The organism is Rhizobium changzhiense, from assembly GCF_013087625.1.
GTDB lineage: Bacteria > Pseudomonadota > Alphaproteobacteria > Rhizobiales > Rhizobiaceae > Rhizobium > Rhizobium sophorae.
On the sequence record NZ_JABFCQ010000001.1, the window covers coordinates 1274184 to 1296366 of the forward strand.

Sequence of the window (22183 nt, forward strand, 5' to 3'; positions counted from 1 at the left end):
CAAACGTCGGGGAAAAAGAAGAGCGGCGGCTTTTCACATGGCGATATAGCGGTCCTTGCGGTGGTTGATGGCAATCGTGAGGTTGAGAACGATCGCGCCGAGCACGGAGCAGGCGATGATGAAGGGGCTTGCGACGAAGAAGGAGAGCGCCAGGATGATGCCGTCGAAGCCAAGCTGGACGAAGCCGGCGCGCCAGCCGAAGCGATCCTGGATATAGAGGGCGAGAATGCCGATGCCGCCGAGGCTGGCGCGGTGGCGGAAGAGCGCCAGCATGCCGGCGCCGATGACGAGGCCACCGAACAGCGCACCGGCGATAGGATCGACATGCGCCATGCTGATGAAGCCTGGGACGAATTCCGACAGGACCGAGGTGAGCGCGATGGCGGCGAAGGTCTTCATGGTAAAGGCGGCGCCCAAGCGGCGGAAGGCGAGATAATAGAAGGGCAGGTTCACGACGAAAAAACAGAGGCCGAAGCTGAAGCCCGTCGCATAATGGGCGAGGAAGGCAAGGCCCGCCGTGCCGCCGGCAAGCAGCCCCGCTCCGGAGAGAAGCGATACGCCGAGCACGGCAAGCATGCTGCCGGCGACGATGCCCTGGGCGTCGTCGAACAGCGAATGACGATCGGCGCTGGAATTCAGAAGGCCTGCGAAAGCGTTGGATGCCATGTTGTTCCCCTGTCGGCTTTTCCGTCTTCTATCCGCGGTCAGGATAAAGGCAAGCGGCAAGCAACAAGGACGCCTCTTGACTTCAGACTTAATCATGGATATTTTTTATCCACGAATTGAGGAGGCCACGAGCATGAAAATGAGCGATGGGGTTGAGCAGGCCATTCACTGCGTTGCGATGCTTGCCGGCCTCTCCGAAGGCAGCGTGCTTTCGGCCGCCGCACTGGCGGAATTCCACGGCGTCTCGACAAGTTATCTGCTGAAGCATCTGCAGGCGCTGTCGGGCGCCGGCATCCTCGATACCGTGCCGGGGCCGAAGGGCGGATACAGGCTGGCAAAAGCGCCGAAGGAGATTTCGCTGCTCGACATCGTGCTCGCGGTCGAGGGGTCAGCACCGGCATTCCGCTGCGCTGAAATCCGCCAGCGCGGACCCAACCCGGTCTCCGATCGCTTGTTCGCCCAGCCCTGCACCATCAACGCGGCGATGCTGAAAGCCGAACGGGTCTATCGCGCCGAGCTCGCCAAGACGAGCCTGGCCGATATCGGCATCGAACTTGCCGCCGTCGACGACGGATCGATCGCAGCTAGAGGCTGCGCCTTCCTTGAAATCCATAAACGCAAGACGGCTCGTTGAGCCACAACAAAGGAAAGACCATGCAACCACGCTTCAACTTCGCCAAAGCCGCCCCCGATGCCTACAAGGCGGTCGCAGCACTCGAGCAATATGTCCAGTCCTCCGGGCTGGAGCGCCGCTTCATCCACCTGATCAAGCTGCGCGCTTCGCAGATCAACGGCTGTGCCTATTGCGTCGACATGCATGTAAAGGAAGCCCGCCACGATGGGCTCTCCGAACAATGGATCAACCTGATGTGCGTCTGGCGGGAATCCCCGGTCTATGATGCTCGCGAACGGGCGCTGCTCGGCTGGGTGGATTCAGTGACCAATATCGCCAAAACAGGCGCGCCGGATGCCGACTACGAGACGCTGAAGGCCCATTTTTCCGAGGAAGAAATGACGAAGATCACGGTGGCGATCGGCGCCATCAACATCTGGAATCGGCTTGCCGTCGGCTTCCGATCGCAGCATCCGCTCGATGCGGCGCAGAAGGCAGCGTGATCGAAATCCGCTTGCAGGGAATTCATCCTGGCAACCGACCCGAAAATCTCGGGTCGGTCGAATATCGGGTCACTCGTGATTCCTGGCGGCCCGTACGGCAACGGCGTCAAACCGATCGCCCGAGAGGTCGATGCTGTTGAATAGATCGCGAACGACTTTCGCAATTTCTTCTGCGGAAGTGCCCTTGGCATATTCTTCCTGCATACGGCGTCTCACAAGTTTTTCCAAATCTGACATAGCTCACCTCATCAAATCCGGCGCGAGAAGAGTTTGGCGCCGCGACCGATCACAGGCAAGTTACGTTTTGTTTAGAATGGCTTACCGTTTTGTAACGTTGGAGCATGTCGCGCAAAAGTGTGCGGCGGTTTTACGACATGCGTAAAACTAAAGCGCAATGTAGCGGTCGGCGCGGTGGTTAATGGCGACGAAGAGGTTGAGGACGACGGCGCCGAGCACCGAATAGAAGACGACGGGCTGCGTGGTGACGAAGAAGGCAGCGGCGAGCACGCACATGTCGATGGCGAGCTGGACGAGGCCGGCGCGGATGCCGAAACGCTCCTGCAGGTAGATGCCGAGAATGCCGACGCCGCCGAGGCTGGCGCGGTGACGATAGAGCGCCAGCAGGCCGAAGCCGAGCAGCAGGCCGCCGAGAAGTGCCGCCCAGGCCGGATGAATGCTTGAAATGGACAAGAAGCGCGACTGCACATCGGCAAGCACCGACGTCAGGCCGATGGCGATGAAGGTCTTGATGGTGAAGGCCATGCCGAGGCGCTTCCAGGAGAGATAGAAGAACGGCAGGTTGAGCAGGAAGAAGGCAAGGCCGAAGTTGAAGCCGAAGGCATAATGCAGGAGGAAGGCCACGCCGGCCGTGCTGCCGGTCAGAAGGCCGGCGCTGGCGAGCACGTAGAGGCCGAGGGCGGCAACGAGGCTGCCGGAGAATATGCCCTGCACGTCCTCGATCGGCGTGTGGCGCGTCGCAGTCGTATTCCAGAAACCAAGGGCATTGATGAGCTGTGTCATGTCGCCAGTCTCCACGGCAGACGAGTTCAAAAACGCGCTTGGGAAGGCCCGGGCGCGACGGAATTTTGGATTATGAAAGGAACCCGAGCGCCTCGGCGTAATATTGCCGGGCTCTCAGCCGATGTGGTGCAGTATCGGGTTTTTCGGTCCTGCGATCAAGTGAAATAGGTAAGCCATACTGACCTATTAAAAAATCGCAAGAAATGTTCGCTCACGCTGGCTTCTGCGCAAGGAACAGAATGCCGGAAACCGGTTTGCCGCCATCTTTGCGAATGACCGACTTGACGGTCTTCAGGATCTCCAGCCCGTAACGGGCAAGAAGCGTCCTGACATAGGTTTCCGAATGGGCGTAACGCAGCGACGGGGCGAGATGGAAACCCTCGCCGTCACCCGCATCCTCGACGGAAAAGGCGATATCGGCGCCTGATGCAGCGAGTTCTCCGATGATGGCAAAGACGCTTTCGAGATTGCCGAGATACATCAGCACATCGGCCGCCGTCACCAGGTCGGCGCGATGGCGTGCCGCATCTGCAAAGAGGCTGGAAAGATCGGGCGCGAGCGAGAGATCGGCCTGGGCGAGACTGTCATAGACCTGTTTCTCGGCGGCCTTTGCCAGCATGTTCTGGGAGAGATCGAAGCCTTCGAGGCGGCCGACACGTCCGCGGATTTCAGGGCCGAGCAGGCCGGTGCCGCAGCCGAGATCGACGGCGAGTTCATAGCGCCTGCCGGTTGAGGCGATAAGCGCTGCCAGTTTCTGCGGGACGCTGTAGTCGAGCTTTTCGACAAGGGCTGATTCGAAACGGTCGGCATAGTCGTCGAAGAGGCGCTCGATATAGCGGCTCGGCGGTTGGTCGGGCATGGCCGCGCCGCCGAGAAGGGCGATCTTGAGGGTTGCACCGAAAATATCATCGGGATCGAGGGCAAGCGTCCTGCGATAGGCCTCGATCGCAACGTCGCCCCTGCCCGACTTTTCGCGATAGGTGGCGAGGCGATACCAGCCGGCGGCCCAGGCAGGCACGAGCTCGAGGGCCTGTTCCATCAGCTCGGCGGCCGCTTCCGGCTCGCCGCCTTCTTCGAGCATCCTGGCGTAGTCGGCGCGGCGGTCGGCAATGACGTCGCCGGAGGAAAGCTGGTGGGGCTGCATGAATTGACCTATGGATTTGCCCGCATTTGGCGGCGGCCACAAAAAAACTCAAGTCCTATTTCAGAGGCGAAGCGGCCCAGCCACATAGGGAGCGAATCGGCCAAGCCCGCAAGGGGCTTAGGGGCCAATTCCGGAAAGGGCTTGCGGGCTGAAGGCCGCGACCTTATTCCAAGGGCAAACAGGAGATGGCTTATGTCCGATCAGGCGAACAGGTTCCTCGGCGATTCAATCGGCCGCACATTGATAAAGCTTATCGTGGTGTCGCTGATCGTCGGTTTCGTCATGACCGTCTTCGGCCTGACGCCGTGGGCCATCATCTACGGCATACGCGATTTCATCCTGGAGATCTGGTACCGAGGCTTCTCGGCCCTGGGGCACGTCGGCGACTATCTCCTCCTCGGCGCGACGATCGTCATCCCGCTCTTCATCATCCTTCGTCTTTTCAGCTACCGCCGGTAACATGACATCCTTCGATCTTTCCAGGCGCGGCCTGCTGCGCCTTTCCGGACTTGCGCTCGCCGCCGGCATTGCCGGCTGCACCACGACACCGCGGATGGCCGGCACGCCGTCGGAGGGCGAGGACGAGACGGCGAGCGTACTGCCGCTCGTCAACCAGCTCAGGGCCAAGAACGGCCTTCCGCCGCTTGCCGTCGATCCGGCGGCGAGTACTGCCGCCTTGTTCCAGGCGAAACGCATGGCGAGTGCCGGCAAGATGACGCATCTCATGGGCATGACCGACAGTTTCGGCGCGCGGGTCAAGGCGAGCGGCGTGCGGCTGCCGGCAGCGGAAAACATCGCGTCGGGCCAGCAGAGCGTCGAGGCCGTGGTGACAGCCTGGATTAACTCGCCGCATCACCTGGAAAACATGCTTGGACGGTACGGCGGCCTTGGCGTCGCCGTCGCCCATAATACATCTTCCAGGAACCTGCCCTATTGGGCCATGGTGCTTTCCAGCTGAGGTGATTCCGCCTGCAGCAGTTCAAATGCAGCGTCTTTTGCGCGTCTGAAACGACGCAAGGCGCTGCCGCGACGAGGCCGGCATGGATACACGCAGCAATCACAACGCGCTTGCATTCGACGTGACGCACCTGATGGTGCTGTCGATCGCCATTCCGATGACGCTCGGCTTCATGACGACGCCGCTCCTCGGGCTGACGAACACCGCCGTCGTCGGCCGCATGGGCAATGCGGAAGCGCTGGCCGGGCTGGCGATCGGCGCGATGCTGTTCGATCTGATCCTCGGCAGCTTCAACTTCCTGCGTGCCTCGACGACCGGGCTGACGGCGCAGGCCTATGGCCGTCACAACCTGCACGAGCAGCAGGCGGTCTTTTCCCGGGCGATGATTTCGGCGCTCGGCTGCGGACTGGCGCTGCTCTGTCTTTCGCCGCTGCTGATGGCGGCGGGGTTGAGGCTGATGGGAGCGGAAGGGGCGATCGCCGAGGCGACCAGCACCTATTTTTCCATCCGCATGCTGGCAGCACCCGCGGCACTGGCCAATTATGCCATCCTCGGCTTCGTGCTCGGGCGCGGACAGGGCAATGTCGGACTGCTGCTGCAGGCGATCATCAACGGCATCAACATCCTGCTTTCCATCTATCTCGGCCTGACGCTCGATTGGGGCGTGGCGGGGGTCGCCTGGGGAACGATGGCCGGCGAAAGCGTCGGCGCGCTCGCCGGGCTTTTCATCGTGCTCAGCGGCTTCGGCAAGGCAGCGCGGCCGGCATGGTCCGAGGTCTTTTCCCGGCACCGGCTGGCCGAGCTTTTCGCGCTCAACCGCGACATCCTGATCCGCACCTTCGTGCTGATCGGCGCCTTCACCATCATGACGCGGATCGGCACCAGCTTCGGCGCAGTGACGCTTGCCGCCAATGCCGTGGTGATGAATTTCTTCCTGCTGTCAGGCTATTATCTCGACGGGCTTGCCAATGCCGCCGAACAGATCATCGGCCGGGCAATCGGCGCGCGCTACCGGCCGGCCTTCGACCGCGGGCTGAAGCTCACGACCTTGTGGTCCTTCGGGCTGGCGGCGCTCGGCTCGGCCTTCTTCTTCCTCGCCGGCCCCTGGCTGATCTCGGTGCTGACGACCTCGCCGGAGGTGCGGCAGGCGGCCGAAACCTATCTGCCCTGGGCGGCGGTGACGGGCCTGACAGGCGCGCTCGCCTTCCTGATGGACGGTGTCTTCATCGGCGCCACATGGTCGGTCGACATGCGCAACCGGATGCTGATATCTTTTGCCGGCTATCTCTTGATGCTCGCGGTCTTCGTGCCGCTCTTCGGCAATCACGGCCTCTGGCTGGCGATGAACGCCTTCCTGCTCTTTCGCGGTTTCTTCCTGGCGATGCTGGTCAAGCAACGGGCCGATCAGACCTTTCGCGCTGCCCAGTAATCGACCCTGGAATCGCGCATTTCGCGGATCGAGCCGGCCTTTTCGCGGTCCAGAAGTTTCGACAGGCCGCGGACGATATCGCCGGCCAGGCCGGGGCCCTCATAGACCATGCAAGAATAGAGTTGGACGAGATCGGCACCCGCCCTGATCTTCTCCAGCGCGGTCTCGGCCGAGGAAACGCCGCCGACGCCGATGATCGGCAGATCAGGACCGACCCGCTTGCGCATCCTGGCGAGTACCGCGGTCGACTTTTCGAACAGCGGCACGCCGGAGAGGCCACCCGCCTCCTTCGCCTGGCGCTGATCCTTAAGTCCGTCGCGCGAAAGCGTGGTATTGGAGACGATCAGGCCATCAAGCGCATGCGAGAGCACTTCCGCGGCGATATCGTCCATGCCTTCCTCGGTCAAATCGGGGGCGATCTTCAGAAAGACCGGGATCTTCCGGCCGGAGGCCGCCGCCATCTCGTCGCGCGCCGCAAGCACGGCTGATAACAGCACCGCAAGGCTTTCGCGCCCCTGCAGGTCGCGCAGGCCGGGCGTGTTTGGCGAGGAGATGTTGGCGGTGAAATAGCGCGCGACGGAATAAAAGCGGCGGATGCCGGCGACATAATCGGCGATGCGATCCTCGCTGTCCTTGTTGGCGCCGATATTGACGCCGATCATGCCACCGCCCCTCAGCGCGGCGAGGCGCCCGAAGGCAGCATCATGGCCTTCATTGTTGAAGCCGAGACGGTTGATGACGGCTTCATCCTCCACCAGGCGGAAGATGCGCGGGCGCGGATTGCCGGATTGCGGCTTCGGCGTCACCGTGCCGATCTCGGTAAAGCCGAAACCGAGCTTCAGCAGCGCCTCCGGCACCTCGGCATTCTTGTCGTAGCCGGCAGCCATGCCGAGCGGATTTTCGAAGGTAAGGCCGGCAACGGTCTGGCGCAGGCGCGGATCGGGCGTGATCTGACAGGCCGGCACGAGGCCGGATTTCAAAGCGGCGATCGACATGCCGTGCGCCGTTTCCGGATCGAACAGGAAGAGACCCTTGCGGGCGAGACGCTTGAAGGGATCGATCATGGCGCGAGCTCCGGGAAGACATGGGCGCCGGCTTCGTCGAGCGGCAGCGGCGCCTCCCAGAGTACGGCGGCAAGCGGCAGATCGGCGTAGAGGTGCGGGAAGAGATCGCCGCCGCGCGAGGGTTCGAAGATCAGCCTGTCACCGAAGCCGCTGCCATCGACGGCAATCAGCAGCAGGCCGGACTGGCCGGCAAAATGCAGGGCGGCGGTCTGCTTCACCTGGTCCGCTGTCGAGAAATGGATGAAGCCGTCCTTGAGATCGATGCCGGCGCCATGAAAAGTGCCGGTTTGTCTGGCTTGCTGCCAGAGCGTTTCCGTCACGATCTTGTAAAGGGTCGGTGTCACGGTCATCATGGCCTCGCGATTGCTGGTCCTCGGTCACGAGGGCTTTGCCGGAAAGAGGCGGCGATGTCCACGCCCCGGCGCCGAAAAACGGGACAGCAATTGGCAAAATCCGGAGGATGAGACGATGAAGGTTTTGGTTCTCACACTTGGCGTTACTCTCCTGCCGCTTGCGGCCGCGGCCGTCGAACCTGATGCGGGCCGCTTCCAGCTAGAAAAGAGCGGCGACCATTTCGTCCGGCTCGACCGGCAGACCGGGGCAATGTCGATCTGCCAGGACAAGGACGACGCCCTCGTCTGCCGGATGGCGGCCGATGAACGGGCGGCCTATGAGGACGAACTCGACCGGCTGGCAAAGCGGGTGACGGCGCTCGAACAGGGCGGTGTCATCCAGCGCGCATTGCCGAGCGACGCCGAGGTCGACCGTTCGATCAGCATCATGGAGCGGATGATGAAGAGTTTCATGGGGATGGTGAAGGAGTTCCAGGCCGAGGAAAACACCAATCCCCTTCCGCAGAAGACCTGATCTGATATAGTCACTATGAGCAAGCCGGTATGCAACGCGGAGGGGCGGAGGCACATGCCGGCATGATCGGGCTCTTGGGAGGGAGTTTTCGATGCAGGAACAGACCGTCATTATTGCGGACGATCATCCGCTTTTCCGTGACGCGCTGCGCCAGGCGGTGATCGGCATGGAAGGCCGGCAGTCGATCGTCGAGGCCGGCGATTTCGCCGCCGCGCGCCGGGCCGCCGGCGCCCATGCGGATGCCGACCTGATGCTGCTCGATCTCGCCATGCCCGGGGTCAGCGGCTTTTCCGGCCTGATGGCGCTGCGCTCCGAATTCGCCAGCCTGCCGATCGTCATCGTCTCGGCGACCGACGATGCGACGACGATCCGCCGGGCGCTGGAACTCGGTGCCTCCGGCTTCATATCGAAATCCTCAGGCATCGAGGACATCCGCCGCAGCATCCAAACGGTGCTTGCCGGCGACATCGCCACGCCGGAAAGCTATCGCGACGGGCAGGAGCAGGATCCCGATGTCGCCGACCTGATCCACCGCCTGCATACGCTGACGCCGCAGCAGAGCCGGGTGCTGACCATGCTCGGCGAAGGGCTGCTGAACAAGCAGATCGCCTACGAACTCGGCGTCTCCGAGGCGACGATCAAGGCGCATGTCTCGGCGATCCTGTTGAAACTCGATGTCGACAGCCGGACGCAGGCCGTCATCCAGCTCGGCAAGATCAACATGGCGATGGTCGCCTGAGCATGGCACGCCTGATGTGACAGGATTTTATTCCTCCTTTATCTTTACTCGGGCGGACCGGTCGGTTAACATTCCGCCCGGTTGAAGCGCGCCGTTGAAACAGCCGCGCAGGGATCGGGCGCACATGCTGTCACACGACCAGATTTGGGAAGCGATCGACAGGCTTGCCGGACGGCACGAGCTGACGCCATCCGGTCTTGCGCGCCGCGCCGGCCTTGACCCGACCTCCTTCAACAAGTCGAAACGGCTTTCCGCCGACGGGCGACTGCGCTGGCCCTCGACGGAATCGATCGCCAAGGTGCTCGATGCCACAGGGGCGAGCATGGAGGAGTTTCTGGCCTTCATGCGGCCGGACGCCGGCCCCTCCGAGCAGCACGTCAAGCAACAGGAAAGCGCATTTCCCCAGCAAGGCGGCTCCATTCCGCTGCTCGGCTTCGCCCAGGCGGGCGCCGGCGGCTTTTTCGACGATGGCGGCTTTCCGGCCGGCCAGGGCTGGGACGTTGTGGAATTTCCGGCAACCCCGGCACGGAAGGCCGGCGTCTATGCGCTGGAGGTGCAGGGCGAGAGCATGATGCCGCTCTACCGCGACGGCGACGTTCTGATCGTCGAGCCGGGGGCACAGGTGCGCCGCAACGACCGCGTCGTCGTGCGCACAAATGAGGGTGAGGTGATAGCCAAGGTGCTGCTGCGCCAGAGCCCGCGGTCGATCGAGCTGATGTCGCTCAATCCCGAACATCCCAACCGCACCCTCGAGCTTTCCGACGTCGACTGGATCGCCCGGATCATCTGGGCCAGCCAATAGGAAGATATTCCATGCGTCCTGCCGCCTTCATCACAGGTATCACGGGGATGGCGGTGGTGGCCGGCCTGCTGCTGGCAGGGCAAGCAAGGCTTGGCGGCGGCACGGCCGGGGAAGACATGGCGTCCGCAGAGGAGACGGTGACGGCAGCTGCGGATGCTGCTCCCAAAGCCGGCGAACGTGCGACAATCTCGGACGACCGTGCCGAAATGATCGCTCGCTCAGTGGAGCCAACGGCTCCGCCGTCCCCAGACCCAGGCGACAGCGGGGCACCCAAACCGGCCGATGTACCGCAACAAGCGGAAACGCCGGCCGGGGAAACGGCAAGTCCAGCCGCGAAAAAGGCGGTGGAACTGGCGCGGCCGATGGTCGAAAATGCCGGCATTCTTTCCTTTGGCGAACGCCGGCTTCTGCTTGCCGGCATCGTGCCAACACCGACCGACAGGATATGCGGGCCGGCGGGTCGGCAATGGCCCTGCGGCATGATGGCGAAGACGGCGCTGCGCCTGCTGTTGCGCAACCGCAGCGTCAGCTGCGATCTCGAGACGGTGGAATGGAAGGAAACAGTAACGACTGCCTGCCGGCTCGGCACAGAGGATCTCGGCTTATGGCTCGCCGAAAACGGCTGGGCGGAACCGGCGGCCGGTTCGCCGCTTGCGGCCGCCGCCGAAAAGGCCAGGCAGGCAGGAAAAGGCCTCTACGGCGACGATCCACGCCGCCATTAAACCGGCAGCCATAACAGCGGTCGGACAGCCCGGGATCGGGCCGATCCCTTGTAATGGCTGTCGCCAATTCCTAATCTGGGCTGACCGAAAAAGGAATCAGAGATGAACAAGCCGCTTTCCGCCCATGATGCGCTGATCTACGTGATGGTGATGGCATCCGCCGTCGACAGCACGATGAACGACAGGGAAATGACAAGGATCGGCCAATTGATCGGATTCCTGCCGGTTTTCCGGGATTTCGACGACGACAAGCTGATTGCGGTGGCGCGCGACTGCGCCTCGCTGCTGGCCGGGCCGGAAGGCCTCGACGTCGTGCTCGAAACCGTGCGCGATACCCTGCCCGCAAAGCTCTACGACACGGCCTATGCACTGGCCGTCGAGGTGGCATCCGCCGATCTCTCGGTCAAGGCGGAGGAGTTGCGGCTGCTCAGCCTGCTGCGCGACCGGCTCGGCCTCGACAAGCTGACCTGCGCGGCGATCGAGCGCAGCGCGATTGCCCGCTTCCGCAAGGGCTGAACGCACAATTTGGACTGCAGCTTCAATAGAGCCCGTAGGGGAAATAACGCAGATAGATTTCCTGGAGGCGGCCGTTGCGCGACAGCGTGGCGAGCGCGTGGTCGATGGCGGACGTCAGCACGCTGTCCTTCTGCCGCAGCATGATCGTCATGCCCTCGCCGAGGAAATGCTCGGAGAGATAGGGGCCGTCGAACAGCGCGCAGCATTTGGCAGAGGCCGGCGAAGAGACCCAGAAGGAAAGCTGCAGCGCATCGGCAAAGGCGGCATCGACCTTGCGGTCCTTGAGCGCCGCAAGCAGGGCGTCCTTCGTATCGAACGGCTCGGCCTTGAGCGTGGGGAAAAAGGCGGCCAGCATCGCCTCATGCGCCGTCCCCCTGACGACGCCGACCGGATGGCTGGAAAGCGCGGCAGCGGTCTTTCCGTCGAGCGGCACGGCGAGATTGCGCACGAAGCGCGCCGGCAGCATCAGATAGGGTCTGGAGAAGAGGAATTGCCGGCGCAGCTCCGGGGTCACGGCAAGACCGGCGATGATGGCATCGCCCTGTGAGGCGGCGAGCGCATCCCTAAGGTCGGCAAAGGGGAGCGCCTGGATCTGGCACTTGTCTGAAATCTCCAACTCGCTGCAGATTTCGCGGGCGAGGTCGACATTGAAACCGGAAAGCTTGCCGTTCTGATCGGTAAAATTGAAGGGCGGGAAATCGACCGACGTCAGGAAGCGCAGGCGCACCAGAGAGGAGAGATCGGGCCTCGCAAGACGTTCGCGCGCATCGAAGAGCAGCGGCAGCGAAGGTGCAGCCTGCTGGGCCGACGCGGCAAAACTTGAAAGCAGCGCGCCGAAAAACAGGCCGAGCGTGAAAAAACCCTTCAGAGTCAGGGATGCCAGCTTGGATTGCATCATCGTGATTGTGGTCTCAGGGTTAAGCGCGAAGCGTACGGCGTCGGCAAGATGTATCAGAGTCATGCGTGGTGGGGAATATGCGTGGGAGCGAGGGAAGCGGATGACGGTCACGAACTCATCGGCCTCGTAGCAGCGCGGCGCCCTCCAACGTCCCTCATCCTGAGGTGCGCAGGCCAAGGGCCGGAGCCTCGAAGGACACGCCGCAACGCCGCTCCTTGCATAGATCCGACGCCGGAATGCCCGCCTCGCCCTTCGAGGCCCCTGCGGGGCACCTCAGGATGAGGCTCTCTTGAATGCCGGTGCTCTGCGGCTTGGTCTTTGGGGGGCCATGGGACCCAATCTCTCAGTCCCTAAAAATCACAGCCAGCCACCGCCTCGTGTTAGCGCGGAATTAAAGAATATCGCCTTTTATTTGTTGCGACGACATCGGACCCCGCCAGCCGATCGCATGATGCAAGCGTCAGCCCAAACGTAATCCCTAAACCGCGATATTGAAGCAGCGTTTTTCTGCAACAATTGATTTCATCAGCACCGGGCGCGCGAGCACGCCCCGTCAATCGGGTGACATTTCCATGCTGAAACATCTGAAAATCCGCACAAAAATCATATCGGTCGTGGCGCTCCTGGGGCTGATCACGATGGCCGGGCTGATCTACGTCATTTCCGAGTTCCGTCGTGCGGACGCCGCCTACAGCGCCTTCATCGATCATGAGGCGCAGGCCTCGATGCTGAGCGCGCGTGCCAGCGCATCGGCGGTGGCCTCGGTGCTGCAGGTAAGCTTGCTTGCCGACATGAAGCCCGATACGCCGGAATTCCAGAAGGCGCTCGCCACACCGAGCAAGCTGCCGCAGGCGCGTGACCGCATGAAGCAGGCGCTGGCGCTGGTTCCCAGCCGAAAGCCGGCGATCGATGAAATCCAGGCGGGCATCGATGAGATCGAAACCCTGGCGAACAAGATCATCGAACAGAGCAAAGCCAAGGACGGCGCCGGCGCCCAGGCGAATGTTGCCCTGATCAATGCCAAGCTCGATGCACTGACGCCGAAGATGATCGCCAACAATGATGCGATGATGGCGATGCTCAACGATGGCGGCGATGCGCTCTCGGCTTCCGTCAACGAACGGATCGTCTTCTGTCTCGTTCTGATCGGCATCGCCGTTCTCGCTGCCGTCGGCTTCAGCGTGGTCGTGGCCCAGATCGGTATCGCCGGCCCGATGATGCTGCTGCGCCAGCGCATGACGCGGCTTGCCGAAGGCGATACGACAAGCGATGTCAGCGGCCTCGACCGCGGCGACGAAGTCGGCCAGATGGCAAAGGCCGTTTCGGTCTTCCGCGACAATGCGATCGAGCGCGCCCGGATCGAAGCGCGCGCCGAAGCAGACCGCGACATTGGCGACAGCGAGCGCCGCGACCGCGAAGCGCAGAAGGCCCGCGAAGCATCCGAGCTCGACCGCGCCGTCACCGCACTCGGCGACGGCCTGCGCCGCCTTGCCGCCGGCGATCTCGCCTCGCATATCGCCGAACCCTTCGTCGCGCATCTCGATGCGCTGCGTGAGGATTTCAACAACTCGGTCGAGAAGCTCAACGAAACCATGCATACGGTCGGCGCCAATGCCCGGGCGATCGGTGCCGGCGCCAACGAGATTCGTTCCTCCGCAGACCAGCTTTCCCAGCGGACGGAACAGCAGTCGGCCTCCGTCGAGGAGACGGCAGCCGCACTCGAGGAGATCACCACGACGGTGCGCGACGCCGCCAAGCGGGCCGAGGAGGCGAGCCAGCTCGTCGCCCGCACCCGCCTCGGCGCCGAGAAATCCGGCGAGGTCGTCCGCAAGGCCGTCTCCGCCATGCAGCAGATCGAGAAGTCGTCGGGCGAAATCTCCAACATCATCGGCGTCATCGACGACATCGCCTTCCAGACCAACCTTTTGGCTCTGAACGCCGGCGTCGAAGCCGCCCGCGCCGGCGATGCCGGCAAGGGCTTTGCCGTCGTCGCCCAGGAAGTGCGCGAGCTTGCCCAACGCTCGGCCAAGGCCGCCAAGGAGATCAAGGCGCTGATCAGCACCTCCGGTTCGCATGTGCAGACCGGCGTCTCGCTGGTCGGCGAAACCGGCAAGGCGCTCGACGCGATTGTCGCCGAGGTGCAGGAGATCAACCAGCACGTCCACGCGATCGCCGAAGCCTCCCGCGAACAGTCGATCGGCCTGCAGGAGATCAACACCGCCGTCAACACCATGGATCAGGGCACGCAGCAGAATGCGGCGATGGTCGAAGAATCCACCGCCGCCAGCCACAACCTCGCCACCGAAGCGGCAGCGCTCAACAATCTGCTCAGCCAATTCAGGCTGACCGGCACCGGCGGCTTCACCACCAGCGCGCCAATCGCCACAGCACCACGCGCTGCCGCCCGCCCGGCAGCCAGGGCAGCTCCGGTCCGCGTCGCCCGCGAAGGCACCGCCCGCCCAGCCGCCTCGCCGGCCCGCGCGCTCGGCCAGAAAATCGCCAACGCCTTCGGCGCCGGCAGCAGCATATCGTCAAGCCAGGATCCCGACTGGACGGAATTCTGAGCCGATCAAGACAGGCATCGGCAAGGGCGGCTGCGGCCGCCCTTTCTATTTGGGGACCTAACCCGGCCGCCAGCCGATCTCGACGAGGATGTTTCCGGGTGCCGTGCAATAGAATATCCAGCCGCCGCGCAAGGCGTTTCGGCAACGGATGGGTCATCACGCCTGGAGGAACCGGATCTTCGCCCTAATATCAATAAGTGGATGTCGCGTCCGGTCGCTCGATCACGACGTCCCCAGGGATGCTTCTCAAAGGATTGAAGAGCGGCATGAGCATTCGTGTCGTGAGCCCTATTCGGCGAGGCGTAGAGTGATACTATTCACGGCATTGGGAGGGATGGACATGAAACCTGCAGTCATCGGCCTCGTCGGCACGCTCGTTCTCGCGGGATGCAACACCGTCAGCTACGACGGACCGGGCCTCGAACCCATCCCCGGCAGCATCACCTATAGTGGCCAGCCGCGCACCAAACTCACCAAATCGCCGCCCGGCTCCAGCTTCCCACATGATTTCATCGACCAGTACGGCCGGCAGGTGGAGGAAACCTACATCATCCAGCCAGACCGAAGCCTGATCATCGCGCACCGCCAATACAAGCCGATCCGGTTCTTCGGGGATTAGATTTTGGAGATGGACGTGTGAAGAAAAGCGGTATTTTGTGACATCGAGTATAGCCTGCCCGAGCCGGACTAACCCGTCAGGGCCAGCCAATCACCGATCGTTTTTCCGTAACGCCGCGTCGAGCGGATGGCCGGAGCCGGCCGCTGTTGGGTTGCCACCGTCCTTCGGATTTCACGCGGGCTCAGCCCGAATTCGTGGATGAAGGCGCGCGTAAAATTGGCGGCGACCTCGAAACCGGCGGCTTCTGCGATTTCTGAAATCGGCCTGTGGTCGGCCGAATTGCTGAGATCCGCATAGGCCTGCAGCAATCGCCGCTTGCGAATATAATTGAGCACGCCTCCGCTCGCCTCAAACAGTTGATAAAGCCGCGTGCGCGAAATCCCCAACGCGCGGCACATCACGTCCGGTGTCAGGTTTTCCGAATGGAGATTGACGTGAATGTAGCGGTGCGCCCGCTCCATCAGTCCCATGTTGGCCTGGTTTTGACCGGTATCAGTCCTCGTGGCCGATGCGGCGCCCGCAACGACCATATCGCCGATGGTTTGGATGATCCGGGGCACTTCCTCTATCGTCAGATTCCCGAGGTTCGTTTCGAGGCCGGTGAGATAGCCCGTGAGCAACTCGGCGTGGCTGCCCGAAAGAACCGTGTTGCCGGCGCTCTGGAGAAGGCTCGCATCGCGAGCCAGCATCTCATACGGCAGGAACACCAGCAAAGCTTCGGTATCGGTCGTCCGTCCGCGATAGGGGCTGCCGAGAGACATGAAAAATATCTCGCCGGCACCGGTCTCGGTGACACGACGGTTGACCTCGGTCCAGGCCTGGCCGCTGCGCTGCAGGCCGACGTTCCAATGGTCGATGGGGCTCGATCGAAGCATGGCCTGATCGCGGATATATCTGTGGGCATGCGCGCGCTGCTGGACGATGAGGATATCGCCGAGATGCCAGCCGGTCTGCTCCGCGAGGAATCCGTCTTCGGGTGATTTTCCCTCCGGCAGATGAACATCCACGAGCGGCGCCATATGTGCCCGCCAGGCCTGGAATTGTTCTGCCGGTGGCAGGTCCTGCGTCGAGAATCGCAGCGGCTCGAGTGCAGGGGAGGCATGGGGTGGGCGTTCCTTGCGCATAGCCGGTTCACGCGGCCAGCGCCGCCGCTCCATATGCGCCGGCCGTTCCTGTTCCGCGGCAGGATCATCGTCGGATTCAGACCCTGTAGCCATCCAATTCCTCCAGCGCATAACCCGACCCGAGCCATGGAAATTGAGAAAAGCAATTGTTTTTGCGGCTGAAATCTCCGCAGAACTCCGTCTGAAAAAGCGGAAGCGCCCGAAGAGTCTCCTGCATAAGTTGTTTATCATATTCCTTTTCGCTCTGAAATGTACGGAGCGATAATTTCCAGGACGCGAGGATAACGACAATTGCTTTTCTTAGCTGTATCTAAATAAGCATCGGTTCATTCCAAAAGAAAAACCGGACGAATAAAATATTCGCATGATCGAACGACTTGGTTTCGCGATATGTCGAAGTAAATATCGAATATCCCATAGCAAACTCTGAAAACACGGGAGGTAGTCGTGAACTATCTTGGCAGGATTCGTGCGCGCTCTGTAAAATCTTCGGCTCGTGATGCAAATTGTCTATCCGGAATACACCACGCTCCCAAGAGAGTTCTTGTCACCGGCGGTGCAGGTTTCCTCGGATCCCATCTCTGCGAGACGCTTTTGGCCGCCGGACACCAGGTGATCTGCCTCGACAATTTTTCCACCGGCATGCGGCGCAATATCACCCATCTGAAGCGAGTCGATCGCTTCAATGTCATCGCCCACGATATCGTCCACCCGCTCGATCTGGAAGTCGACGAGATCTACAACCTCGCCTGCCCGGCATCGCCCCCGCATTATCAGGCCGATCCGATCCATACGACTAAGACCTGCGTGCTGGGCTCCCTCAACCTTCTGGAGCTGGCCGCGCGCACCGGCGCACGTATCCTTCAGGCATCCACCTCCGAAGTCTACGGCGACCCGAACGTCCACCCGCAGGTCGAAAGCTACTGGGGCAACGTCAATTCGTTCGGGCCACGCTCCTGCTATGACGAGGGCAAGCGGTGCGCCGAGACGCTGTTCTTCGACTTCCACAACACGCACGGCGTCGAGATCAAGATCATCCGCATCTTCAACACCTACGGCCCGCGGATGCGTCCGGACGACGGCCGCGTCGTCTCGAATTTCATCGTTCAGGCCCTGACGGGGCAAGACATCACGATATATGGCGACGGTTCCCAGACCCGCTCGTTCTGTTTCGTCAATGATCTCATCAGCGGCATGGTCCGCATGATGGCCTCACCGTCGTCGCTGACGGGGCCCGTCAATCTCGGCAATCCGGGCGAATTCACGATCCGGGAGCTGGCCGAGCAGGTGATCGGATTGACCGGCTCCCGGTCGCAAATCATCCATCGCGCTCTGCCGGTTGACGATCCCCGTCAGCGTCGCCCCGATATTTCGCTTGCCATGCAGGAACTCGACTGGCGGCCGAAGATCGACTTGTCGAGCGGTCTGCGTCAGACGATCGACTATTTCGATGGCCTTCTCACCCGTCCGGCACGCGAACTGGAGGCGGTCTGATGGATGCGCCCCGGGTCCTTGTCACCGGCGGTGCCGGCTATATCGGCAGCCACACCGCCAAGCTCCTCCGCTCGGAGGGGATTGAGCCTGTCGTCTACGACAATCTCACGACCGGAAACCGTTCGTCCGTGCGCTGGGGGCCTTTCGTCGAAGGTGACGTCCTCGACACGTCATGCCTGATCGAGGTCATCGAGAAATATGCTCCCGATGCCGTCATCCACTTTGCCGCCTCGGCCTATGTGGGCGAGTCCGTGCAAAACCCGGCGAAATATTACAACAACAATGTCTGCGGTGCATTGTCGCTTATCGATGCCTGCCGGCAGACGGGGCTTCAGAACGTCATCTTCTCATCGAGTTGTGCCGTCTACGGGGTCCCCTCCGTGCTGCCGATCGACGAGACGTTGCCGAAGGCTCCGATCAATCCCTACGGCAAGACCAAGCTGATCTTCGAGCATATGCTCGCCGATTATGCGGCGGCCTACGGCCTGCGGTATGTTGCCCTGCGTTACTTCAATGCCTGTGGAGCCGATCCGGATGGCGAGCTTGGCGAATGGCACGTTCCGGAAACCCATCTCATTCCGCGGGCACTGCTGGCCGCGGCCGGCCGGATTCCGCACCTGGAGATATTCGGCGATGATTACGATACCCCTGACGGGACCTGCATAAGGGACTATATTCACGTCGCAGATCTCGCGCGCGCCCATGTTCAGGCCTTCACCCATCTCGCCAAAGGCGGAGCAAACCTCGCTGTCAACCTCGGCACCGGGCGGGGTTTTTCCATCAGGGACGTCCTGCGCGTGATCCAGGAAACGACCGGGTGCGAAGTCCCGGTCGTCATCCATCCACGCCGGCCGGGCGATCCGCCCTGCCTCTACGCCGACGCCAGCCTGGCCCGCGAGACGCTCTGCTTCCAGCCTCGATATTCCGACCTCGAAACCATCGTGCGGACGGCGGCTCCGTTCTTCGGACTGGAGGCGCGCGCGTGACCGAACTTGCGATTACCCAAGCGACGCATGCTCCGGGACCCTCCCACGAGCCGCTTCTTGTCCCGGTTCTGACCGGGCATCGGCGGACCGAATATCTGTTCTCGGCGGCCGTATGGGCCTGCGCCTTCGCCTATTTCTGGATCTGGTGGCTGGAGCCGCGCCATCACGTCGATGCTTTCGGCACAATTACGGTGAGCCTCGTTCTTGCCTGGGTTACCGCTCTGCCGGCCTATTTCATCGTCGTCTTCTATCGGGCGGCAAGACCGAACGGTCCCTTGCGCCTGCCGGCGGGCAGTCGAGTGGCCATGGTCGTGACCAAGGCGCCGGCCGAACCCTTCTCGGTCGTCCGTGAAACCCTGCTGGCAATGCTTGCCCAGGAGGTGGAACACGACACCTGGCTTGCCGACGAAGACCCTTCCCCCGAGACTCTCGACTGGTGCTCCGGGCACAGGGTCCTCGTCTCGACCCGCAAGGGGCGATCCGATTATCATCAGACGTCGTGGCCCCGACGCACGCGGTGCAAGGAAGGCAACCTCGCCTTCTTCTACGACCACTACGGCTACAGCCGCTACGATTTCGTGGCGCAACTCGATGCGGATCATGTTCCCGCGCCCGACTATCTCTTCCACATGCTGCGTCCGTTCGCCGATCCAAAGGTCGGCTATGTCTCGGCCCCCAGCATTTGCGACAGGAACGCTTCCGAAAGCTGGTCGGCACGTGGAAGGCTCTATGCCGAGGCCAGCATGCATGGCTCGCTCCAAGCCGGTTACAATGGCGGCCTGGCGCCGATGTGCATAGGGTCGCATTACGCGGTGCGTACCGTCGCCCTCAAGCAGATCGGCGGCCTCGGTCCGGAGTTGGCTGAAGACCATTCGACGACATTGATGATGAATGCCGGCGGCTGGCGGGGGGTGCATGCGCTGGATGCCATCGCCCATGGTGACGGCCCCAGAACCTTCAGCGACCTCGTGACGCAGGAATTCCAGTGGTCGCGCAGCCTGGTCATGGTGCTGTTGCGGTACTCGCCGAGCCTCGTCGGCCGGCTGCCGCCCCGGCTCAAGTTCCAGTTCCTCTTTTCGCAACTCTGGTATCCGCTTTTTGCGTTCTTTATGTTGCTCATGTTTGCGCTGCCGATCATCGCGCTCGTGCGCGGCCAGAACTTCGTGACGGTGACCTATCCCGATTTCCTGGCGCATTTCGCACCGCTTTCTATCGCTCTCGTGGTGATGGCCTATCGCTGGCGCGCCAGCAGCTCTTTCCGCCCCTACGACGCCAAGATCCTGAGCTGGGAATGCATGCTCTTTCTCTTCGCGCGCTGGCCCTGGGCGCTCGCTGGCACGCTGGCTGCGGTGCACGATTTTGTGACAGGCTCCTTCGTCGATTTCCGCGTCACGCCGAAAGGGCGGTCCGAAGTCGATCTGCTGCCGGTGCGTGTCCTGGCGCCCTACGCTTTGCTGGCGCTCATGGCGGTATTGCCCGCCCTGGCAATCGACGATGCCGGCGCTTCCAAGGGGGGTTACTTCTTTACCGTCCTGAACGCGGCGATCTACTGCGCGCTGCTGTTGGTCATCGTCGGGCGCCATTCGAAGGAAAATACCGTTGCGGCGGCCCCGCGTTTCTACCGTCCGGCGATGGCGACCGTGCTTGTTGCGCTCGTCGCGCTGCCGGGGGTTGCAACCGTCATGCGCGGAAAGGATGCGACCGAGGCACTCGCCTGGGGCAGCGGCCGCCTGCAGCTGTTCGAAGAGCGCTATGCCGTCGCCGGTGCAGGCCGGGGCGGGACCGCCCTGCGCACGATCTTTTTCAAACCACGATGGATTTCCGATCCGGAGGAGATCCAACTGAGAACCGATGCCGCTCACCCGGATGTGCGGCCGAGCGTGGAGGAAGTACACAATGCATAGCCCATCCAAAATAGCCCTGTTGTCGTTAACCGGCCTGTTGCTGTCGGGAGTCGCGATCCTGCCGACCGCTCTGGGCAGCTCTGCCGAAGGGCAGCCGCTTGCAATGACGACATCGTCCATTGCGCCGCCGGCCAAAATGCCGGTCATCACGAAGGAGTCGATCACGTTCGGCGCCTATGATCCGCACGGAGATTTAGGCGCCTCGTCCGATTCCAAGATCGAACACCTCTTCCTGCCCTGGGAAGATGTCGATCTCCAGACGCTCGCCATCGCCGACAATTATGCGCAAGCGCGTGGCCGCACCCTGCTGATCTCGGTCGAGCCCTGGACCTGGTCACCCGATTGGCGCCAAACCTCGCAGGAACTGCTGCACAGCATCCTGGACGGTTCGCGCGATGCGAACATGGCCGCCGTCTGCTCGACTGCTGCCAAGCTGAAAAGTCCGGTCATCATTCGCTGGGGACAGGAAATGGACGAAACCGACAGCCAGTTCTCCTGGTCGCATTGGCAGGGCGCCGATTATGTCAAAGCCTATCGCCGGATGGTGGATGTCTGCAAGGTCCACCTGAAGACGGCCAAATACATGTGGTCACCGAAGGGCAATGAGGGGCTTCAAGCCTTCTATCCCGGTAACGATGTCGTCGATCTCATCGGGCTCTCGGTCTTTGGCCTGGAGCAATACGACAGGGACAAGACTGGCCGCGACCAGACGTTTGCCGAGCACCTTGCGCCCGGATACGCCCGTGTCGCTGGTTACGGCAAGCCCATCATGGTTGCCGAACTCGGCTACGAGGGCGACGAACCCTTCGTGCGAAACTGGGCCGAGAGCGTAACGAAACGCTATCCCCAGTTCCCGGCGCTCAGCGCCGTTGTCTACTTTAACGACCGTGAAGTCTATCCGTGGCCGGACGGCTATGGCCGCCCCGACTGGCGGCTCGTCCGCCAAAGCATCAATTGAACAAGAAGGAACCTGACCATGTTCATGCTTCAAAAAATGCTCCTGGCCGTGGCCCTGACCAGCGGTATCGCCACGGCTGCGTCCGCGGCCGGAACCAATGAGCCTGCGGGGATCGAGACCGCAAAGCCGATGAGCAGCTCGGAAATCTATCGGCTCTACAACCAGAATTCCTGGATGTGGAAAGCCGGCGCCGGCCACTTCTCCGCAAAGGCGCGTCGCTTTACCGCCTGGTCACGGGAAAATGGCTCGCCGTCCTTGGGCACGGGCCGCTGGTTCATCACGGAGTCGGGGAAACTCTGCTTCAACGCCGCCTGGCACGCCAGGACCGGAACGGCGACGGCAATCACCTGCTTCAGCCACCGCAAGAAGGGCGGCCTGATCTATCAGAAACGCGAACCGGACGGTGAATGGTACGTTTTCAAGAGCGCACCGGCACAAGCCACCGACGAATTCGCAAAGCTTCGCCACGGCGACTACGTGAGGTCTCAATTGGGGAGAATTGAGACGAGCGTCAGTAAGACCAAATAAAGGCGAAGCTAGGGGTTGCGCGCGGCCGAGGCGCCATCTGTGTCCTTGTAGGAGCCGATGTCTGC

25 protein-coding genes and 1 pseudogene are annotated in these 22183 nt (G+C 62.1%); 17 read left to right on the top strand and 9 right to left on the bottom strand.

Annotated features, from left to right (window positions below; all coding sequences use genetic code 11):
* Positions 1–33: 33 nt before the first annotated feature.
* Positions 34–666: a YitT family protein gene (locus G9X68_RS06350; protein ID WP_171601689.1), complete on the bottom strand. Its 633-nt coding sequence runs from the start codon at positions 664–666 to the stop codon at positions 34–36.
* 133 nt (positions 667–799) lie between these two features.
* Here G9X68_RS06350 and G9X68_RS06355 point away from each other — a divergent pair, with 133 nt between their 5' ends.
* Complete coding sequence (locus G9X68_RS06355) at positions 800–1300, top strand: RrF2 family transcriptional regulator (protein ID WP_171601690.1); 501 nt, start codon at positions 800–802, stop codon at positions 1298–1300.
* Positions 1301–1320: 20 nt separating this feature from the next.
* On the top strand, positions 1321–1782 hold the full coding sequence (locus G9X68_RS06360; protein ID WP_011650365.1) for a carboxymuconolactone decarboxylase family protein: 462 nt from the start codon (positions 1321–1323) through the stop codon (positions 1780–1782).
* Between the two features lie 69 nt (positions 1783–1851).
* Here the strand turns inward: G9X68_RS06360 and G9X68_RS06365 are convergent, their stop codons facing one another.
* The 3 genes from G9X68_RS06365 to G9X68_RS06375 all read right to left on the bottom strand — a co-directional run bounded on the left by G9X68_RS06365 (position 1852) and on the right by G9X68_RS06375 (position 3946).
* Positions 1852–2019, bottom strand: coding sequence for a hypothetical protein (locus tag G9X68_RS06365; protein WP_171600822.1), 168 nt, complete (start codon positions 2017–2019; stop codon positions 1852–1854).
* 147 nt (positions 2020–2166) lie between these two features.
* The gene (locus G9X68_RS06370; RefSeq protein ID WP_171601691.1) at positions 2167–2802 is read right to left on the bottom strand and encodes a YitT family protein; all 636 of its coding nucleotides are present in this window, start codon (positions 2800–2802) and stop codon (positions 2167–2169) included.
* 211 nt (positions 2803–3013) lie between these two features.
* A complete protein-coding gene (locus G9X68_RS06375) occupies positions 3014–3946 on the bottom strand; it encodes a class I SAM-dependent DNA methyltransferase (protein ID WP_171601692.1) in 933 nt (310 codons plus the stop codon).
* 192 nt (positions 3947–4138) lie between these two features.
* Between G9X68_RS06375 and G9X68_RS06380 the strand changes: the two genes are divergently transcribed.
* The 3 genes from G9X68_RS06380 to G9X68_RS06390 all read left to right on the top strand — a co-directional run bounded on the left by G9X68_RS06380 (position 4139) and on the right by G9X68_RS06390 (position 6333).
* Positions 4139–4405, top strand: a complete 267-nt coding sequence (locus G9X68_RS06380; RefSeq protein ID WP_171601693.1) for a DUF6460 domain-containing protein — start codon at positions 4139–4141, stop codon at positions 4403–4405.
* A gap of 1 nt (position 4406) precedes the next feature.
* Positions 4407–4904 carry a CAP domain-containing protein gene (locus G9X68_RS06385; RefSeq protein WP_171601694.1) on the top strand — a complete coding sequence of 166 codons (498 nt, stop codon included), beginning with the start codon at positions 4407–4409 and terminating at the stop codon, positions 4902–4904.
* Positions 4905–4986: 82 nt separating this feature from the next.
* Positions 4987–6333: an MATE family efflux transporter gene (locus tag G9X68_RS06390; protein ID WP_171601695.1), complete on the top strand. Its 1347-nt coding sequence runs from the start codon at positions 4987–4989 to the stop codon at positions 6331–6333.
* Here the strand turns inward: G9X68_RS06390 and G9X68_RS06395 are convergent.
* Both G9X68_RS06395 and G9X68_RS06400 read right to left on the bottom strand, forming a co-directional pair.
* The gene (locus G9X68_RS06395; RefSeq protein WP_171601696.1) at positions 6309–7397 is read right to left on the bottom strand and encodes a quinone-dependent dihydroorotate dehydrogenase; all 1089 of its coding nucleotides are present in this window, start codon (positions 7395–7397) and stop codon (positions 6309–6311) included. The two genes, G9X68_RS06390 and G9X68_RS06395, sit on opposite strands and share 25 nt — an antisense overlap.
* Entirely contained in the window at positions 7394–7747 is a 354-nt protein-coding gene (locus G9X68_RS06400) for a DUF952 domain-containing protein (RefSeq protein ID WP_168312386.1), read from the bottom strand. Before G9X68_RS06400 ends, G9X68_RS06395 begins: the two co-directional genes overlap by 4 nt.
* Before the next feature lie 118 nt (positions 7748–7865).
* On the opposite strand from G9X68_RS06400, the gene G9X68_RS06405 reads away from it, so the two are divergent.
* From G9X68_RS06405 to G9X68_RS06425, 5 genes are all read left to right on the top strand, one after another.
* A complete protein-coding gene (locus tag G9X68_RS06405; protein WP_171601697.1) occupies positions 7866–8264 on the top strand; it encodes a hypothetical protein in 399 nt (132 codons plus the stop codon).
* A gap of 91 nt (positions 8265–8355) precedes the next feature.
* Positions 8356–9003, top strand: a complete 648-nt coding sequence (locus G9X68_RS06410) for a response regulator (RefSeq protein WP_171601698.1) — start codon at positions 8356–8358, stop codon at positions 9001–9003.
* A gap of 124 nt (positions 9004–9127) precedes the next feature.
* Positions 9128–9805, top strand: a complete 678-nt coding sequence (locus G9X68_RS06415; RefSeq protein WP_171601699.1) for a S24 family peptidase — start codon at positions 9128–9130, stop codon at positions 9803–9805.
* An 11-nt stretch (positions 9806–9816) separates the two neighbouring features.
* Positions 9817–10527, top strand: a complete 711-nt coding sequence (locus tag G9X68_RS06420; RefSeq protein WP_171601700.1) for a thermonuclease family protein — start codon at positions 9817–9819, stop codon at positions 10525–10527.
* 102 nt (positions 10528–10629) lie between these two features.
* Complete coding sequence (locus G9X68_RS06425) at positions 10630–11043, top strand: tellurite resistance TerB family protein (RefSeq protein ID WP_003545221.1); 414 nt, start codon at positions 10630–10632, stop codon at positions 11041–11043.
* 22 nt (positions 11044–11065) lie between these two features.
* Here the strand turns inward: G9X68_RS06425 and G9X68_RS06430 are convergent, their stop codons facing one another.
* On the bottom strand, positions 11066–11941 hold the full coding sequence (locus G9X68_RS06430) for a transporter substrate-binding domain-containing protein (RefSeq protein ID WP_171602170.1): 876 nt from the start codon (positions 11939–11941) through the stop codon (positions 11066–11068).
* Positions 11942–12513: 572 nt separating this feature from the next.
* Here G9X68_RS06430 and G9X68_RS06435 point away from each other — a divergent pair.
* Positions 12514–14505, top strand: coding sequence for a methyl-accepting chemotaxis protein (locus G9X68_RS06435; protein WP_171601701.1), 1992 nt, complete (start codon positions 12514–12516; stop codon positions 14503–14505).
* A gap of 57 nt (positions 14506–14562) precedes the next feature.
* On the opposite strand, the pseudogene G9X68_RS06440 reads toward G9X68_RS06435, so the two are convergent.
* A pseudogene (locus G9X68_RS06440) lies at positions 14563–14640 on the bottom strand (VOC family protein); the annotation flags it as partial.
* A 205-nt stretch (positions 14641–14845) separates the two neighbouring features.
* Here G9X68_RS06440 and G9X68_RS06445 point away from each other — a divergent pair.
* Positions 14846–15124, top strand: a complete 279-nt coding sequence (locus G9X68_RS06445) for a hypothetical protein (RefSeq protein ID WP_171601702.1) — start codon at positions 14846–14848, stop codon at positions 15122–15124.
* A gap of 68 nt (positions 15125–15192) precedes the next feature.
* Here the strand turns inward: G9X68_RS06445 and G9X68_RS06450 are convergent, their stop codons facing one another.
* A complete protein-coding gene (locus G9X68_RS06450) occupies positions 15193–16341 on the bottom strand; it encodes an AraC family transcriptional regulator (protein ID WP_171602171.1) in 1149 nt (382 codons plus the stop codon).
* 354 nt (positions 16342–16695) lie between these two features.
* Between G9X68_RS06450 and G9X68_RS06455 the strand changes: the two genes are divergently transcribed.
* The 5 genes from G9X68_RS06455 to G9X68_RS06475 are packed head-to-tail and all read left to right on the top strand — an operon-like array spanning position 16696 to position 22118.
* Positions 16696–17742 carry an NAD-dependent epimerase/dehydratase family protein gene (locus tag G9X68_RS06455; protein WP_171601703.1) on the top strand — a complete coding sequence of 349 codons (1047 nt, stop codon included), beginning with the start codon at positions 16696–16698 and terminating at the stop codon, positions 17740–17742.
* Entirely contained in the window at positions 17742–18728 is a 987-nt protein-coding gene (gene galE, locus G9X68_RS06460; RefSeq protein ID WP_171601704.1) for a UDP-glucose 4-epimerase GalE, read from the top strand. The genes G9X68_RS06455 and galE overlap by 1 nt, the downstream gene beginning before the upstream one ends.
* Positions 18725–20632: a glycosyltransferase family 2 protein gene (locus G9X68_RS06465; protein WP_171601705.1), complete on the top strand. Its 1908-nt coding sequence runs from the start codon at positions 18725–18727 to the stop codon at positions 20630–20632. Before galE ends, G9X68_RS06465 begins: the two co-directional genes overlap by 4 nt.
* Before the next feature lie 19 nt (positions 20633–20651).
* Positions 20652–21590: a glycoside hydrolase family 26 protein gene (locus G9X68_RS06470; protein ID WP_171602172.1), complete on the top strand. Its 939-nt coding sequence runs from the start codon at positions 20652–20654 to the stop codon at positions 21588–21590.
* A gap of 18 nt (positions 21591–21608) precedes the next feature.
* A complete protein-coding gene (locus G9X68_RS06475) occupies positions 21609–22118 on the top strand; it encodes a DUF995 domain-containing protein (protein ID WP_171601706.1) in 510 nt (169 codons plus the stop codon).
* Positions 22119–22183: the final 65 nt, after the last annotated feature.